The following is a 16,938-nucleotide window of genomic DNA, read 5'->3' on the forward strand; positions in this document are numbered from 1 at the left end:
CTCCTCCAAATATCTTTTTTTTACTTTACCCTATATAAAAAAATAAATAAACAATGTCAGGATGGTACCTAATACTCCCCCATATAAAATGGAACTTATCTTTATTTCTTTTTGAGCTAATAAAACTGATACAAGCAGTATAGATATAAAACATGTTAGTAGTATATGAATTGCATTTGTATCACTTAATACAACCATCGTAAGTGCGGAAGCATTTAAAGCTGACATTAGATTAATTTGAGTTGTGTTTTTTTTATTGAATATAGTTTGTTGAATTACTATTGTACACAAAAATACCAAGCTAAGCACTACTAATGTTATTACTCTCGAGATTTCATGAGTTTTCACAAACTCGCCATTGATCCAAATTAGTATGGGATTATAAAACACGACTAGACCAACAATTACAGCAAAAACCGCAGATACTAATACAGCAGCTGCGGCAACATCTTTTGCAATTTTAGCAATAGGATGCTTATCTTTTACAGTCAGATCTATCGTTTTTTCAATCGCTGTGTTTATTAATTCCATTACGATAACTAAACAAATCACTGTACATACAAAAAGGATTTCCAACTGAGGTAATTCAAAATAAATAGCAAAAATAAGTACGATGATTCCAGCAAAAAAATGAAATCTCATATTTTTTTGAGTTGAATAAGCATAACTTAAACCTTCATATGCATATTTAAAACTGTGGAGCCACCTGTTCATCTTGTTAATCCTGCTTCTTGCAAGATTCGTTCTTGTTTATTAAACATCTCTTTTTCTGATTGTTCATCCTGATGATCGTATCCTACTAGATGAAGAAATCCGTGTACGAACAAAAAACCTATTTCTCGTTGCAAGGAATGTCCATATTCTTCACTTTGCCTTTTTGCTGTTGTTACTGAAATAACCACGTCTCCAAGCATTGTACTTAATTCATCTATTTCAACATCATCTTCATAAAAAATCTCAGTCTCTTCGACCCCAGACTCCTGCATAGCAAAGGAAAGTACATCTGTCGGGCGATCTATGCCCCTATATTCCTTATTTAATTGATGAATAGCCTTATCATCGACAAAAGTTAATGTCACTTCACCAGATGAAATGTTTTCAATTTTACCTGCTACTTGTAATAATTCATCTAATTTTTGTATCCATTCCTCTGTTATTTCAATTTCGTTCTGATCGTTACTACAAGCTAACTGTAGCTTCATCTTTTGTGACTCCTTTTTTATCTCGACTTGGTAATTCAGGATATTCGATCCTTGAATGGAAAATCCCAAGTAAAGTTTCTTTTAGTGATTTAGCGATGGTATCAATTTCTTTAAGCGTTAAGTCACATTCATTTAATTGATGATCCTCTAATCGATCCTTTATGATTTTATCAACCATTGTATTAATTTGATCCATTGTAGGGTTTGATAATGATCGTACTGCTGCTTCTACACAATCGCATAAACCAACAATTGCAGCCTCTTTAAATTGTGCTTTAGGTCCAGGATAACGAAAATCGGATTCTTGAATTTCCTCTTCTAGATCCCCTTCTAATTCTTGTTGTTTTTTTGCTTTAAAATAAAAATATTTTAGTAATGTTGTACCATGGTGCTGTTCTGCAATATCACAGATCGACTTAGGCATTTTATACTCTTTTAACAATTCTACCCCATCTCGAGCATGAGATATAATGATTGACTTACTTAAATCAGGATCTATTGTATCATGTGGATTTTCACTATTTACTTGATTTTCGATAAAATAATTTGGTCGCTTCGTTTTTCCTACATCATGATAAAATGAACCTACCCTACATAATAAACCATTTGCTCCAATGGATTCTGCAGCTGCTTCTGATAAATTTGCAACCATGACACTATGATGATAGGTTCCTGGGGTTTCAGTCAAAAGTTTCCTTAACAATGGGTGATTAGGGTTAGATAACTCCACTAATTTAACTGGTGAAAGAATGCCAAAAGCTGCCTCAAAAAATGGTAGTATTCCTATCACAAATACAGCCGTTAATAAACCATTCATAAGAGCAAAAGTCATTGAAAATATATAATTAGAAATTACGTTTTCACCTGTTATTAAAAATATAGCAGTAATACTTGTGCATGCGGCTATAGTTATAAATATACCTGCTTTTAATATACTCGATCTTTGACTTGCTTTATGTACTGCAAAAATGGATGTGAAACAAATGACGGAGGCAACTAGACCATATCTATAATCAAACAAAAACATTTGATTTTCAAAATTAAAAATGATGCTGGCAAAAACACTAAATATTATAGAGGAAATAAATGCAAGTTTATAATCTAACAAAATTGCAATTAACATACTCCCCATTGCCACAGGTGCTAAAAATCCAAGATATGGATAATCTAAATTGTGTCCTAGAGCTACTATCTTCATGCCCAACAAATTAATGATAAATATAAATACCAACATTAATAGTTGAACATTATTATTTCGAATTTGTAAACTACTTTGTTTAATATACATGTACAAAAAGATTACAAATAATATGACAAGTAATATTAATCCAATCACCTGTAAGTAATTTGTTCCTGTTGTTTTAGTGGAAGATAAAGCCTCTTTTGTCGCAGCAGCATCATAGAAATAATTAGGAAATATACTAAATCGAGCAATTTCAGTAACCAGTACCCTTGAATCATCATCACTTAAATTTGAAGCATTGACCATCTCTGCAACTTTTCCACGGATGATATCCGCTTCTTTTATTTGCTCTTTCATTAAATTATTAACGATGCTTTCAGCCACTGGACTCATCTTTATGATTTCCGCCTGACTCAAACGGGGGAGTTTAAAAAATGCTTCCACAGGAAAAACATACTGTTGATTTAAAAGTTGTTTCTCTATTTCCTGTATAAAAGATGCATCTAGGGAATCTTCAGATTCCTGCATTTTTTTCACATTATCTTCAACAAATTTATTGTATTCTTCAAAAAAATACAATCTATAAATTTCTGTTTTTTCTTCGTCAGTTAACGTAGCATCTAAATTAATTTGCTCTAGCTTGTCAAATATAAGATCTAAAAAATCCAATGGATTAATAGAATACTCAGTATAAATAGGAGTATCTTGATTTAAATCCTTCTCTGAAGTAGTATCCCCCATATTTTTATCTGGGACAATTACATGTTGAAAGGCGGATAAAAAGAAAACTAATATTAAGATGAAGTAAAGAAACACCCTAACCAGTTTACTTTGTTTCCAACCATTAATGAAGGCTTGTTTTTTCTCACTGGATTTTGTAGAAATCATGAAATGTTCAGCCCCTCTTATTCCAAATTCGTATAGTTCTGATAGGCCACAATTATTTGTTGTACTAAAGAATGGCGAATAACATCTTGTTCTGTAAATTGGATCAATCCAATTTCCTCAATATTATTTAATACCTTTTCCGCTTCGATTAAACCAGATTTTTTCCCTCTAGGTAAATCAATTTGTGTTTTATCACCTGTTATGACCATTTTCGATCCAAACCCAAGTCTCGTTAAAAACATTTTCATTTGTTCAGGCGTTGTATTTTGTGCCTCATCTAATATGATAAATGAGTCATCTAATGTACGCCCTCTCATATAAGCAAGAGGAGCAATTTCAATAATTCCTCTTTCAATTGCTTTTACAACTTGATCTGCACCTAAAATATCATGTAAAGCGTCATACAGTGGTCTTAAATAAGGGTCTACCTTTTCTTGTAGATCTCCTGGTAAAAAACCCAAACTTTCGCCTGCTTCAACAGCAGGACGTGTAAGAATGATTCTTTTAACATCACCCATTTTCAAAGCTTTAACTGCCAAAGCTACTGCAAGATAAGTTTTTCCAGTACCAGCTGGACCGATCCCAAATACGATGTCCTTCTTTTTTATCGCAGAAACATAATGGTTCTGTCCAATGGTTTTAATATGAATTGGCTTTCCTTTAAAGGTTGTAGTTATTTCATTTTTATATAATTCAAGTAACTGATCCGCTTGGAACTTTTTGCTTAATTCAAGAGCATACAATATATCTCTTTCTGAAAGTGTATATCCGCTCCGAATTAAATCAAGTAAAACTTCAAACAAATGTTTTAAATATGCAACTTCATTCGCATTACCTTCAATGGAGATTTCAGCTTCCCTAGATAGTATTTTCGAGTCACTATGCTGCTCAATAATCTTCAAAAATTTATCGTGTGGTCCAAATAAAGATAATGCTTCCGATGTATCTTCTAATTTTATAGATTCTTTGTTTTTGTGTTCAATCAAATATCTCATACTCCTTAGTAAGTGTAAAAGCTATATATCTATATGTCCAAGTGTATCTGATAACTGTAGAGGATTGCAACAATATATTCTAAAATATTTCATTAAATTCAGTAATAGGTTGTTCAGTCATAATATCCTGTTCTACCTCAAAAAGGATTTTCATATATACAACCCCATCTTTTTCCTTTGCTTCAATCATATTTTGTGCTTGTATTTTAGATTCAACTCCTGTACTAAAAAGAATATCCGATTTTGCCTGTTGGATTCCAACAGATCGTGCTTCCTCCAAACTTAATTCTCTTTCCATTACTTCAGATTCCAGCACTTTTTCATCCATCCATCCGATATGTAAAGGATATTCTCTCCAACCAAGCATATGTTTAGACAGTATATTTTCAGATTTTTCAAATTCCAAACTTCCAAAACCCCTTATTTTTAAAGCTCGATTTCCAAAAACTAAATATTTTCTATCCACTACACTCCCTGTATAAACTTTCACTTCTTGTTTTAAAGGAACTTTAACGTTATATTCATACCAGACCAAACCTCTGATTCTTCCTTTGGCAACAACAATTTCTTGATTCTCTTCGTCACCTATAACACCAGATATAAGAACATCCCCTTTTTTCACTCGATAATTAACCTTGACTAAAGGGTTTCCCTTTTCTGCAAAGATTTCAGTAATGATGGCATCAGAATTTGATACAAGATTTCTAGGGTTTAGTAATGGGGGCTCATCAGGGATAGTTGACTCAACAACCTTAATTTGAACTTTTGTTCCTTTCATTGTTACACCGATCCAGCTACTCTCTGGCAGATTTCTTGTTAGCTCCTTCGAAACGATATCTAGGTCGTCCATTTTAAATTTAAATTGATATTTATGTATACCCAACGCCTCTGCTTCTTCCAAAATCTGTTCGGAGCTTAAATTATCATTACCTATCACTTCTATATTCCAGACCATCGTTGATAAAATATAAATTCCTATTAAGAACAATGCAATGCCAGAAATAAAAAATTTTCTCTTCAAAAATTTATTTAAAAAAAATGGCGCACCAAATCGTTTTAATACACTCATTCTACAGCCTGTCTTTTTTAAAAACGGGCGAAGCTTAAAAAAATCATTCAATTGGATATGAAATTCAATTGAGCCCTCAGATACTCTTCTTGCATCCCAAATTTTTATTTTATTTAGAATAAGCTCATTCATAAGCCTTTCTATATCTTTTCCTCTTACTTCAATTTTAACATGACCCTTAAAATATGTAATAAGTTGGTATTGCACCTTTCTCCCCCCTTAAAATCTTAATATCTACTGAATGTAATCAACATCTTCGATAACTCCTTCGATAAATACTTCCTCTGACAAAATGGCTCTAATCACAAGTTCCTTACCTTTAATTTCTAACTTACCTACATCTAACTTCAAAGTTAATTTCTCACTTGTAAATTGAAGAACACCTTTATGATTTTCTACATACAGTTGCATATTTCCAATCATCGTTATTCTTGGCAAATCAAATATGACATCCTTCGGTAAGTCAAGAACATTTGCTGTAAATTTTCGTAGCTTTTTTTTAATGCGGCTCATAAAGCCCCTCCTTTAAAGGGTCAGCACACAACTATAACCATATACAAATCGATATGAAACGAAATGGAGAATTATGACACAAGATACTAAGTTAGGAAAGAGTATTAAAGAGATGACAAACAGGTTAACTCATAATTCATCAGTAAGCTCAATTAATATGAGAAAAAAAAGTAGAGGGAAATTTTTTATCCTTAAAAAGGATATTATTTTCCTCTACTTATTTGTAGAACACAGTTCACTTCACATTTTTGGGTATTTTTGTTCCTGAGTCCCTGAATCCTACTTTTGTGGATATCTGTAAGTTTTTTTTGCTCTAGGTGGACCAAAAACTTCAGACCACATCATACCTTGTATAGCCTGATTAGGATTAAGCCCCTTTTTTTCTAAAACTTCATTCTTTTTTTTAGGTGTTATACTTGGGTTATTCAAGATTTCATTCCCAAACCCACTACTTGATGTTTGATATTTTTCCATCAAAACCTTGTGTTCACCCAAATTTGTTGAATTAAAAGAGTGAATTGGCTTTTCATTTTTCCTTTCTTCCATTACAATCGTATGTTCAATTTCAGTTGGTTCCAAATTCATGGGTCCTTCATCATCAGACCCTCCGAAAGTCGGCATTCTATTCGTTTGAACTTGTTTACTAAGCTTTCTGAATAGATTGCTAATGACAAAAAATGCTATGATCGCTATGATAAACTTAAAATCCATGCGTCATCACTCCGTTTTATCAGGGTCTGTAGATTTTCCAAATGAATCGCGCATATTTGTATCTGCATCAATATTTTTCAGATTCATATAATCCATGACACCAAGCTTCCCATCTCTTAATGCATCTGCCATAGCAAGAGGTACCTTGGATTCTGCTTCTACTACTTTAGCTCTCATCTCTTCTACTTTAGCTTTCATTTCTTGCTCTTGAGCAACTGCCATGGCACGTCTTTCTTCGGCTTTCGCTTGAGCAATTTGTTTATCCGCTTCCGCTTGTTCAGTTTGTAAATTTGCACCAATATTTTTACCTACATCTACGTCAGCAATATCTATAGATAAAATCTCAAAGGCTGTACCAGAATCTAACCCTTTTTCTAGAACTACTCTAGAAATGGTATCAGGATTCTCCAATGTTTCTTTATGAGAACTAGCTGAACCTACTGTAGTTACAATTCCTTCACCAACTCTGGCAATAATGGTTTCTTCACCAGCACCACCAACTAAACGATCTATATTGGCACGAACTGTAACACGAGCTCTAACCTTAACTTCAATTCCATCACTTGCAACAGCTGCTACTAGTGGTGTCTCAATCACTTTCGGATTAACACTCATTTGTACTGCTTGTAGTACATCACGTCCAGCTAAATCGATCGCAGCTGCTCTTTCAAATACAAGGTCTATATTTGCTCTTTGCGCTGCAATTAAAGCATTTACAACGCGATCCACATTACCACCAGCTAAATAATGACTTTCCAACTGATTGATGGATAATCCTAATCCAGCTTTTGTTGCTTTAATCATAGGGTTTACTATGCGACTTGGAACAACTCTACGAATTTTCATCGCTACTAAAGTGAAAATACCGATTTTCACTCCTGATGCGAGTGCGGATATCCAAAGCATAATAGGCACAAAACTTAAAAATACAGATATAACAATTACAATCAAAGCACCTAAAACCAGATAAATTACTAAAGGGTCTAGACCTGCCATAATAATAACCTCCTAAAATTTAATCAAAATGAATATTGTTTTACACTTCCCTAACTACAATTCGTGTTCCTTCTACTTTTACAACAACAACTTTCGCATTCCTATCAATAAACTCTCCTCTTGTAACTACATCCACTCTTTCCTCTTGTAATCTCGCCATCCCAGATGGGCGCAAAGGAGTTAGTGTCTCGCCTTTCACACCAACTAAATTTCCCTTTAATTCGGTTGAATTAAATCCCTCTTCACTTGTAAGAGATTCCCGTAAAATAAAACGATTCCAAATCCCTTTGTGACCTAAATATTTAATGGAAATAGCAATTACAACAATAGCCGTCACCATAGCTATGATGAGTGATAACATAGCGTTTCCTGTGTTTGAAGCGGCTAATATTACGCTACTTGTTAAAGAAACAATACCTAAGATCCCAAAAACCCCAAAACTTGGAACAAATATTTCTATTAGTAATAATACCACACCTGCTGCAAATAAAAGAACATGCTCAATTGTAGCAAAACCAGCAATATAATGACCAAAGAAATATAATGCAAAAGCGCTCACGCCAATTATTCCAGGGAACCCAAAACCAGGCATTAACACTTCAAAAGCAACACCTACAAGACCAACAAGTAATAATAAACTCATTACTATAGGGTTTGTAACAAATCTTGCCAATGTTTCTGCAGGAGACTGATTTATTTCAACAATTTCGTAATCCACAATATTTAAGTTCTCCAAAACTTCATTAATATTTCTCGCTTCACCCTCTGCATATCCCGCTTGTACGGCTTCTTTAGCAGAAAAAGAGATTAATTCTCCTTTACCAAAGGTGCGATCAATTTCAGTTACGTTGATAATCAAGTTATCATCTACCATACCCATTGCATATTCAGGATTACGGCCATTTAATTCTGCAGCGCCCTTCATAGAGCTCAACCATCCTGAAATGACCTTAGAATCTTCGATTTTATTTCCTGCAAGATCTACAACCGCAGCTGCACCAATGGAGCTACCCGGCTGCATCATAATTTGATTAGCATTAAGTGAAATATAACTTCCAGCCGAAAGTGCCTTTCCTTGTATATAAGCGGTAGTAGGTACAGGACTCATTCTTATCATTTCACCTATATCAATTGCATCGGTAATTAAACCACCAAATGTATTCACAGTTAATATGATTTGATCTGCACCATTTTCATATGCTTCATCAAAAGCACGCTCTAGAAACTTTTGTAAACCTGACTCGATACTTTGTTCAATTGGAATGACATAAACCAAATCTTTTGTAGGATCATTTGTTTTGGCTTGTATTGAAATAAAAGATGATAATATGAAACAAATTAAAGCGCTTATATAAATAAGCCTAAATAAATTCCGTTTCAATGATATTCCTCCTTTCGGTTTAATGATAACTCATATTCACTTAATACGTAAATGTATTGATCAGGTTTCAATAAAAAGATCCTTATAAATGAAAGTATAAAACGAAGACACCTCCATTAGGAGATGTCTTTTGTTTCTTTTTATTCAAAAATAACTTCATTAATTTTTTTATTGTAGAAAGTTTTGAACAGTTTGATTCACTATCTTGCCATCAGCACGACCTTTTACTTTAGGCATGAGTGCACCCATCACTTTGCCCATGTCCGCTTTTGAAGAAGCCCCAACTTCTTGGATGGTCTGTTGAACAATTTCGATAATTTCTTCTTCGCTTAGCTGTTGCGGAAGGTACTCATTAATGATATTGATTTCTGCTTCTAATTTTTCTACAAGATCATCTCTACCTGCGTTTTTAAATTCTTGGAGGGAATCTTTTCTTTGTTTTATCTCACGAGAAATGATAGCAAGCACATCGTTATCATCTGGTGTTCTTCGTTCATTAATCTCTACATCCTTGATTGCTGAACGAATCATTCTGATAACGGTAAGTTTTAATTTTTCTTTATCTCTCATTGCTTGTTTCATATCCGTAGTTAATCTTTCGCTTAAACTCATTTAAAAATCCCCCTAGAACTTTCTCTTACGCGCAGCCTCAGATTTCTTTTTACGTTTAACACTAGGTTTCTCATAATGTTTACGTTTTTTTATTTCAGCAATCACTCCATCTTTTGCCATAGAACGTTTAAAACGACGAAGTGCTGCATCTAGTGATTCATTTTTACGAACTTTAGTTTCAGACACCAGTTTTCCCTCCCTCCAAACAGACCGTCCAACATAAAAACGGCTTATCATAAAAATTATATGTTATATTAGAAGATAGTGTCAACCTATCACTTATTGTTAAAACAAATTATTTTGCATTTAGTGGTCCTAATTTGTCTCCACCAAGCAAGTGATAATGCAAATGAGGAATCAATTGTCCCCCGTCATTACCACAGTTATTAACGATTCTGTACCCACTTTCATGTATATCCAATTCCTTAGCAACTTTTTTTATTGCTAGATGAATTTCTGAAATCGCATCTGCATCTTCTGCTGTAATATCATTCATCGATGGAATATGTTTTTTCGGAATAAACAATATATGTACAGGTGCATCATGTTGTATATCGTGAAAAGCTACAATTTGTTCACTTTCAAATACCTTTTTTGAAGGAAGCTCCCCTTTGACAATTTTACAAAAAATACAATCCATTTCAATCACCTCCTAAGTACATATTAAATATTAATCATATCGAAAAAATCATACAGAGTCCAATATTTACAAATTTTTGATGCCAATTAATTTTTTTGTTCATATTGATATTTTAGTTCTATTAGTAATTTGAAGGAATCAACTAGATATTAGTTATATATGTTATATAATATATATAATCCATATTATTTATTATTGATTAATACGAATTTTTAAGAGAAAATTAAACAAAAGCTCTTATCTTAGAATTTGAAAAATTTATAAATTCTTAAGTTATAAAAAAGATAATTATCTTTTTTATCTAAAATTAATGGATTGGAATTAGGAGGAAATCATCGTGTCAAGTAGAGACCTAGGTGGGAAAAGCATCATACTCCGTATCGAAATGGATACAGAAGAAATCAAATTTGGTAGAGTAGTAACCGCTATATCAGAATCAGGTGGAGATGTTATTGCGATTGATGTCATACAAACAGATAGACAAATTACAGTCCGTGACCTTACTGTTACCGTTTCTGAAACAACTCAAATTAATGAAATCATTGATCGGGTAAAATTATTAAAGGGTGCAAAAATAATTCACGTATCTGACCGAACCTTTTTACTGCATTTAGGTGGAAAAATTGAAATGCAACCAAAAACACCGATTAAAAATCGTGAGGATTTATCCCGTGTGTATACACCCGAAGTAGCGCGAATCTGTTCTGCCATTCATGAGGATGAGAAAAAGGCTCATACATTAACCATTAAAAAAAATACAGTAGCTGTTATTTCTGACGGAAGTGCTGTTTTAGGCTTAGGTAATATCGGACCTCATGCCGCCATGCCTGTCATGGAAGGTAAAGCGATGCTGTTTAAACAGTTAGCTGAAGTTGATGCATTTCCAATCTGTTTAGATACACAAGACACTGAAGAGATTATTAGCATAGTGAAAGCGCTGTCTCCAACATTTGGTGGGATCAACCTTGAAGATATTTCGTCTCCGCGTTGTTTTGAAATCGAGTCTAGATTAAATGAAGAGTTAGATATTCCTGTTTTCCATGATGATCAACATGGAACAGCGATTGTGTTATATGCTGCATTAATCAGTGCTTTAAAAATTGTGAAAAAATCAATAAATGAAATAAAAGTAGTGATTACTGGAATTGGAGCTGCAGGAATAGCATGCAGCAAGATATTAATGGCGGCAGGAGTAAAAGAAATTATTGGTGTCGATCGTGAAGGTGCACTAGTTAATAGTCAATCCTATAATAACGAAATGTGGAATTGGTATGCTGATAATACAAATCCTAATCAATTAAGTGGAAGCTTAAGTGATGTCATTAAGGATGCAGATGTGTTTATTGGATTATCTGCTGGAGGAATTTTAAAGAGGAAAGATGTTGAAAACATGGCGGCAGATCCGATTGTTTTTGCTATGGCTAACCCTACACCTGAAATTGATCCTAAAGAAATTGAAGACATCGTAGGTGTGATGGCGACAGGAAGATCAGATTATCCTAACCAAATTAATAATGTATTATCTTTCCCTGGTATTTTCAGAGGGGCTTTAGACTGCAGAGCAACAGAAGTTAACGAAGAGATGAAACTAGCAGCCGCTGAAGCGATTGCATCAGTTATATCAGAAGAAGAAAGAAACAGTTATTACATCATCCCTAGTGTTTTCAATCAAAAGGTTGTAGAGAAAGTCAGAAGTAATGTCATTGAAGCAGCTATAAATACGAACGTAGCTCGCAAAATTCCAAAGCAGTTTCGTAAATAAACATGTAAAACGTTCAACATTAGAGACCAGATCTTAAATAAATCTGGTCTCTATTAAAAATATATTTTATACACATGAACATCGGGCTCCTGAGAATTTTCTCTAAATATAAAATTGTACAATATTGAAAGGGGAATAACTATGAAAGATAAAGTAGTCATTGTTACAGGTGGTTCTAATGGAATGGGCAAACATATGGCACAAAAATTTGCTCAGGAAGGTGCAAAGGTCGCTATCACAGGACGAACTCTAGAGAAATTAGAAGCAACAAAAAAAGAAATTGAAACTTATGATGGACAGGTTTTATGTATTCAAATGGATGTTCGAGAACCAGATCAAGTGGATCAAATGATACAAAAAACAGATCAAACTTTTGGTAGAATAGATTTTCTAGTTAATAATGCCGCTGGAAACTTCATTTGTATGGCAGAGGATCTATCCGTTAATGGTTGGAATGCAGTCATTAATATTGTATTAAATGGAACATTCTATTGCAGTTCAGCGGTAGGCAGATATTGGATTGATAGACATATGCAAGGAAGCATTTTGAACATTGTTGCAACGTATGCTTGGGACGCAGGTCCAGGAGTGATTCATTCAGCGTCAGCTAAAGCAGGGGTACTTGCTATGACTAGAACATTAGCTGTTGAATGGGGTAGAAGTTATGGCATTCGTGTAAACGCTATCGCACCAGGACCAATAGAAAGAACTGGTGGAGCTGAAAAACTATTCCAATCTGAAGCTGCAGCTAAAAGAACATTAAACAGTATTCCTTTAAGAAGAGTTGGAAAACCTGAAGAAATAGCAGAATTAGCTTATTTCATGTTCTCAGACAAGGCTCTTTATATGAATGGCGAATGCATAACATTAGATGGCGGACAACAATGGAATCAACATCCTTTTTAAGCAACCAAAAAAGTGAACAGAAATTATAATTTCAAAAAATAATATTCTAAACTTCATTTAGCCGTCTGAATATGTTCAGACGGCTAATTTTATGCAGATATACAGCAAACTATATCATTTGAAATGTGGGGTAAAAAACCGACCTTTTGTTTTGATTGAGTTGAATCCACAGTTTTCACAAAGTCCATCGGGTACACTTGTTTCACATTTATTTTCATCAATGACATTGGCTGGTCCTCCATCATTCTGTATATCCGGATTATTTCCTTCTAAACAATTTGAACGGACTCCATTATTATCAGATGTAGCCGACAATAATATACCTGCTAAAGTATTATCTATAACACAATTGTTGTCTATAATACTATCTATACCTGTAATATTTATACCGTTCATCAGATTTTGAATGATTTTATTTTTCAATATTCGATTGTCAGTCCCAGATGATCCATCAGCGGTCATGATTCCATCTGCTCCATTTTTGGCTACTTTATTGCCAAGCACTAAATTGTTTTCTTCGAATTCAAAACCAAAATTCGTATTACTTAGTGCTTGATTACAATAAATTAAGTTTCCATCGCCTTCAGCATCTAAACCAGAATCTGTGTTACTGATTAGGCAGTTATTTATAAACAAATTATCAGTTGCTGCAGGTGTTGTGAAAATCCCATCGCCATTTCCTTGAATTAAATTATTAAATATAAAATTACAATCAGCAGTAATTGAAATCCCATCAATCCCATTATCTTTCACGATACAATTGATACAATAATTAAAATTAGTATCTAAATCAATACCATCACTAGAGTTTCCTATTGATTCAACGTCCATGATAAGATTGTGAGTTCCCGCTGTTATATGGATTCCTTCTGCGCCATTTCCAGTCACTAAAAGATTTTTAAGAATATTACTATTGGTATTGATCTCAATTCCATCATTTGTATAGTTTTGAACTGTAAGGCATTCAATGGTTACTAATTGTGAACCGGTAATATCAAATGCTGTTGTAAGAGCATTATTCCCCTCAATAATCGTTTTAACTCCTGATCCTATGATTCTTATACCATCTTTGCCACCACCAATAATTAAAGCTTCAGGAAAAGTTCCAGACCCTATCCTAATTGTGTCATTTGGGCCTGCCATAGCAAGGGCAGCTGTAATGGTGGGTATTGGGTCAGGCACATTAAAAACAGTCATACATACCACTCCTTTTCTATTTTAGTTTGATTAGTTAATATAATATATTCAAAACATAAAAAAAGGAGTGGACTCATATCTAAAGTACCAGAATTAATAAAACACCTAGCAATTTCTTTAATACAGACAAATGCGGATTTTACATAAAAGAGGTATTCATCTGGTCATTCGCACAATCTAGTCAAGTGCTTATAACATAAAATAACAAGAATTGATCTAGAACGGAGGTGAAAACATGGGTAAATTCGATCGAAGTGTCTGCGATTGTTGTGTATGTCCAATGCAATGTGTTATGCAACAATTAACGGATCGCGAAGGTGCGGTGGCAATTGCCACTACTTCTCTTGTTAATGATGTTTATGTCACAATCAATTCTGCAGATAATTTTTTAGCAAAAACCAGTAGAGAGGCATCAGGGGCCATTATTAATGGGTCGTATCCGATATGTAATGTCACTGCAGTAGGAATTGACAGAGCAAGGACCCTGTCAGACCCAAATTTTGATCTTACTTTAAAACCAGTGCGAGTGGATGAAAAAGGTGAGTGTAGCTGTTGTGAAGACCCTGCTACAGAAGAATTAAAATCTAAGATTGGAAAAACAGTGAGAGTTGAATATGATGGTAGAATAGGAACAACATCAGGAGGTACCTTTTTCAACTTGGGGATCATTGAAAAAGTCGGAGAAGGTATAGTGACTCTAATGAATGATTCTGTAGGTACTCTTTCTCATCTTGCCATATCAACATGCCATATTACAAAAGTTGAAGATTACATCTCATAATAATATGGTCACAGACAAAAACGGTTTTCCCTCACTCCCCGAAATAGGGGAGTATCCTTCTGAGCTTTACAACGTTATCGATACACCCATTAGCTAACGATGTAATTCTGCATGACTTTTTACATGTTCTCTTTAGACTTCATTTCCTCTAGTAACCTCTCATTAGTGTTAACATAAGAACTATTAGGGATATATTTAGCTGCGATATCATTATATTTTTTTGCTTCTTCAAATTCACCTAACAACATATAACAAGCACACAACTGTGTATGTGGGAGCCATGTATAACAAGGTTGTTGTGTGTAGGTGCTTTCACCTGAAACATCAATGTTAGAAGATATTTTATACCAATCAATAGCCATATGAATCTGTTTTTTTAGTAAATAAATATAACCTAACCTGCAACAAACTTCACCTTTAGGTGAATCTAATTTGAAAGAATCCAGGCAACTTGTAATCGCTTGATCTAGTTCATTAAACTGGATATGACAATCAGCAATCTTTAAATAGACATAAATTTGTTCATTTTTAATTACTGTTTTACTGTTCAACACTTCTTCATACAACTTCATCGCTTTTTTATATTGTTTATATTCAAAACATTCATTCGCAAAGTGCAATTTATCTTTTGCAATTAACTTCTTTCCTTGCTCCATCGCTTTTTCATAAATTTTTATATAGTTACCTGAATGTGGCTTGTTTTTCATATGTTTTATATTAATATTGGTTATAAATGCTTCTCCAGAAACTTCAAGCCTCTCGTGAACTAGCCCTACCCATTTAAAATTGCATTCTCTTTTTACCATACGCTCTCGACGGTGAGTAGAGATTAAAATACCTTCAGCATCAAATGAATATTGATATTCCATAAAAATACAATCCATTTTTTGATTGTTGATCTGGTTATTTTTTAGCTCCAATATTTGTAAACGACTTTCTTCTGGCACAATGTCATCTGCATCCAACCACATAATATAATCTTTTGTCGCTTTTGAAAAAGAGTAGTTTCTCGCTTTGGAAAAATCATCTACCCACTCAAAATCATATATCTTGTCCGTGTATTGTTTTGCAATCTCTTTGGTACGGTCCGTTGAACCGGTATCCACTATAATAATTTCATCTACGAAATCAGTGACAGATGATAAACATCGACCAAGGACTTCCTCTTCATTTTTTACGATCATACAAAGACTAATTGTAACGCTCCCCATATTATCTTCTCCTGCCTCAAAAAGTTCATAGTTACTTTTACAAAAACCCATAAATCATATTCAATTATACATTTCCATTCGTAGAGATATGTTATATATTAATATATGGAAAATGATTCATTAGGTACCAACAAAACAAAAGAAGAACAATCATGTAGTGTATAACGAAAATCAGTGGATAAAATGATTCGCAAATAAAAAAATAAGAGACTAAATCAAATTGACCTAATCTCTAAAAAATAAATAACTATTAAATTATCCTAATAAATTACTTTAGATGAATATATATCAATAATACGGTAATCTGCCGAATCTTCTTATAAAGCCGAAAGGAAATATTCTTCTGTAGAAACCTAATCTTCTACCATATGGGAAACCATACCCATATCCTGGAAATCCAAATCCACCAAACCCACCATAACCAAATTGTCTCATATGGTGAGATTGATGATATTGATGAGAGTGATGCATGTTGTTTGGCATCATATGATCTTCAGCTGCCATTACATTCTCACATCTTGGACAAGCTAGATATAAATTTTCCTCATCAGCACCCTCAACAAATCCATCTTGGGTAGTTCCATCCATCATTTCAACCATGACATATCGATGCATATTTTCACAACAAACGTCTTTCATACCATTCATATGTGATGGTGCTACACCTGCTTTTGACATAGGGGATATGTTTTCATTTGATATTGGAGATACTCCATTTTTTGATATCGGACCTATATTTTCATTTGACACAGGAGATACTCCTGCCTTTGATATTGGAGCTACATTATTATTTGATATAGGGGATATCCCAGCATTTGTGTTATTTGATATAGGGGATACCCCAGCATTATTATTATTCATTTTTAGTAAACACCTCCTACACCAACCATG

18 protein-coding genes are annotated in these 16,938 nt (G+C 33.8%); 3 read left to right on the forward strand and 15 right to left on the reverse strand.

The features are described 5' to 3' along the window. Nucleotides 1–30: 30 nt before the first annotated feature. The 12 genes from EPK97_RS02920 to EPK97_RS02975 all read right to left on the reverse strand — a co-directional run bounded on the left by EPK97_RS02920 (nt 31) and on the right by EPK97_RS02975 (nt 10,190). Complete coding sequence (locus EPK97_RS02920) at nt 31–714, reverse strand: diacylglycerol kinase family protein (RefSeq protein WP_162035090.1); 684 nt, start codon at nt 712–714, stop codon at nt 31–33. Next, the gene (gene ybeY, locus EPK97_RS02925) at nt 711–1,202 is read right to left on the reverse strand and encodes an rRNA maturation RNase YbeY (RefSeq protein WP_162035091.1); all 492 of its coding nucleotides are present in this window, start codon (nt 1,200–1,202) and stop codon (nt 711–713) included. Before ybeY ends, EPK97_RS02920 begins: the two co-directional genes overlap by 4 nt. Continuing rightward, a complete protein-coding gene (locus EPK97_RS02930; RefSeq protein ID WP_162035092.1) occupies nt 1,180–3,273 on the reverse strand; it encodes an HD family phosphohydrolase in 2,094 nt (697 codons plus the stop codon). The genes ybeY and EPK97_RS02930 overlap by 23 nt, the downstream gene beginning before the upstream one ends. Nucleotides 3,274–3,290: 17 nt before the next feature. After that, a complete protein-coding gene (locus EPK97_RS02935; RefSeq protein ID WP_240903667.1) occupies nt 3,291–4,259 on the reverse strand; it encodes a PhoH family protein in 969 nt (322 codons plus the stop codon). A gap of 88 nt (nt 4,260–4,347) precedes the next feature. Then, complete coding sequence (gene yqfD, locus EPK97_RS02940) at nt 4,348–5,544, reverse strand: sporulation protein YqfD (protein ID WP_162035094.1); 1,197 nt, start codon at nt 5,542–5,544, stop codon at nt 4,348–4,350. Nucleotides 5,545–5,571: 27 nt separating this feature from the next. Next, nucleotides 5,572–5,850, reverse strand: a complete 279-nt coding sequence (gene yqfC, locus EPK97_RS02945) for a sporulation protein YqfC (protein ID WP_162035095.1) — start codon at nt 5,848–5,850, stop codon at nt 5,572–5,574. Nucleotides 5,851–6,129: 279 nt separating this feature from the next. Then, nucleotides 6,130–6,561 carry a hypothetical protein gene (locus EPK97_RS02950; protein WP_162035096.1) on the reverse strand — a complete coding sequence of 144 codons (432 nt, stop codon included), beginning with the start codon at nt 6,559–6,561 and terminating at the stop codon, nt 6,130–6,132. Between the two features lie 6 nt (nt 6,562–6,567). Continuing rightward, nucleotides 6,568–7,557 (reverse strand): flotillin-like protein FloA, encoded by a 990-nt coding sequence (floA, locus tag EPK97_RS02955; RefSeq protein WP_162035097.1) that lies wholly within the window; start codon nt 7,555–7,557, stop codon nt 6,568–6,570. Between the two features lie 40 nt (nt 7,558–7,597). Next, a complete protein-coding gene (locus EPK97_RS02960) occupies nt 7,598–8,938 on the reverse strand; it encodes an NfeD family protein (RefSeq protein WP_162035098.1) in 1,341 nt (446 codons plus the stop codon). A gap of 168 nt (nt 8,939–9,106) precedes the next feature. Next, nucleotides 9,107–9,550, reverse strand: a complete 444-nt coding sequence (locus EPK97_RS02965; RefSeq protein WP_162035099.1) for a GatB/YqeY domain-containing protein — start codon at nt 9,548–9,550, stop codon at nt 9,107–9,109. 12 nt (nt 9,551–9,562) lie between these two features. Then, a complete protein-coding gene (gene rpsU / locus EPK97_RS02970) occupies nt 9,563–9,736 on the reverse strand; it encodes a 30S ribosomal protein S21 (protein ID WP_160646171.1) in 174 nt (57 codons plus the stop codon). A gap of 109 nt (nt 9,737–9,845) precedes the next feature. Beyond that, nucleotides 9,846–10,190: a histidine triad nucleotide-binding protein gene (locus EPK97_RS02975; protein WP_162035100.1), complete on the reverse strand. Its 345-nt coding sequence runs from the start codon at nt 10,188–10,190 to the stop codon at nt 9,846–9,848. A 385-nt stretch (nt 10,191–10,575) separates the two neighbouring features. Here EPK97_RS02975 and EPK97_RS02980 point away from each other — a divergent pair, with 385 nt between their 5' ends. Both EPK97_RS02980 and fadH read left to right on the forward strand, forming a co-directional pair. Next, nucleotides 10,576–11,952: an NAD-dependent malic enzyme gene (locus EPK97_RS02980; protein ID WP_162035440.1), complete on the forward strand. Its 1,377-nt coding sequence runs from the start codon at nt 10,576–10,578 to the stop codon at nt 11,950–11,952. Between the two features lie 141 nt (nt 11,953–12,093). After that, on the forward strand, nt 12,094–12,858 hold the full coding sequence (fadH, locus tag EPK97_RS02985; RefSeq protein ID WP_162035101.1) for a 2,4-dienoyl-CoA reductase: 765 nt from the start codon (nt 12,094–12,096) through the stop codon (nt 12,856–12,858). 114 nt (nt 12,859–12,972) lie between these two features. Here the strand turns inward: fadH and EPK97_RS02990 are convergent, their stop codons facing one another. After that, a complete protein-coding gene (locus EPK97_RS02990) occupies nt 12,973–14,055 on the reverse strand; it encodes a right-handed parallel beta-helix repeat-containing protein (protein WP_162035102.1) in 1,083 nt (360 codons plus the stop codon). Between the two features lie 235 nt (nt 14,056–14,290). Between EPK97_RS02990 and EPK97_RS02995 the strand changes: the two genes are divergently transcribed. Further along, complete coding sequence (locus EPK97_RS02995; protein WP_162035103.1) at nt 14,291–14,836, forward strand: hypothetical protein; 546 nt, start codon at nt 14,291–14,293, stop codon at nt 14,834–14,836. 119 nt (nt 14,837–14,955) lie between these two features. Here EPK97_RS02995 and EPK97_RS03000 read toward each other — a convergent pair whose 3' ends face one another. Further along, entirely contained in the window at nt 14,956–16,047 is a 1,092-nt protein-coding gene (locus tag EPK97_RS03000) for a tetratricopeptide repeat-containing glycosyltransferase family 2 protein (protein ID WP_162035104.1), read from the reverse strand. A 288-nt stretch (nt 16,048–16,335) separates the two neighbouring features. Beyond that, entirely contained in the window at nt 16,336–16,908 is a 573-nt protein-coding gene (locus tag EPK97_RS03005; protein WP_162035105.1) for a hypothetical protein, read from the reverse strand. Nucleotides 16,909–16,938 lie beyond the last annotated feature (30 nt).

This window comes from Chengkuizengella sediminis (assembly GCF_010078385.1).
In the GTDB taxonomy this organism is placed as follows: domain Bacteria; phylum Bacillota; class Bacilli; order Paenibacillales; family KCTC-33759; genus Chengkuizengella; species Chengkuizengella sediminis.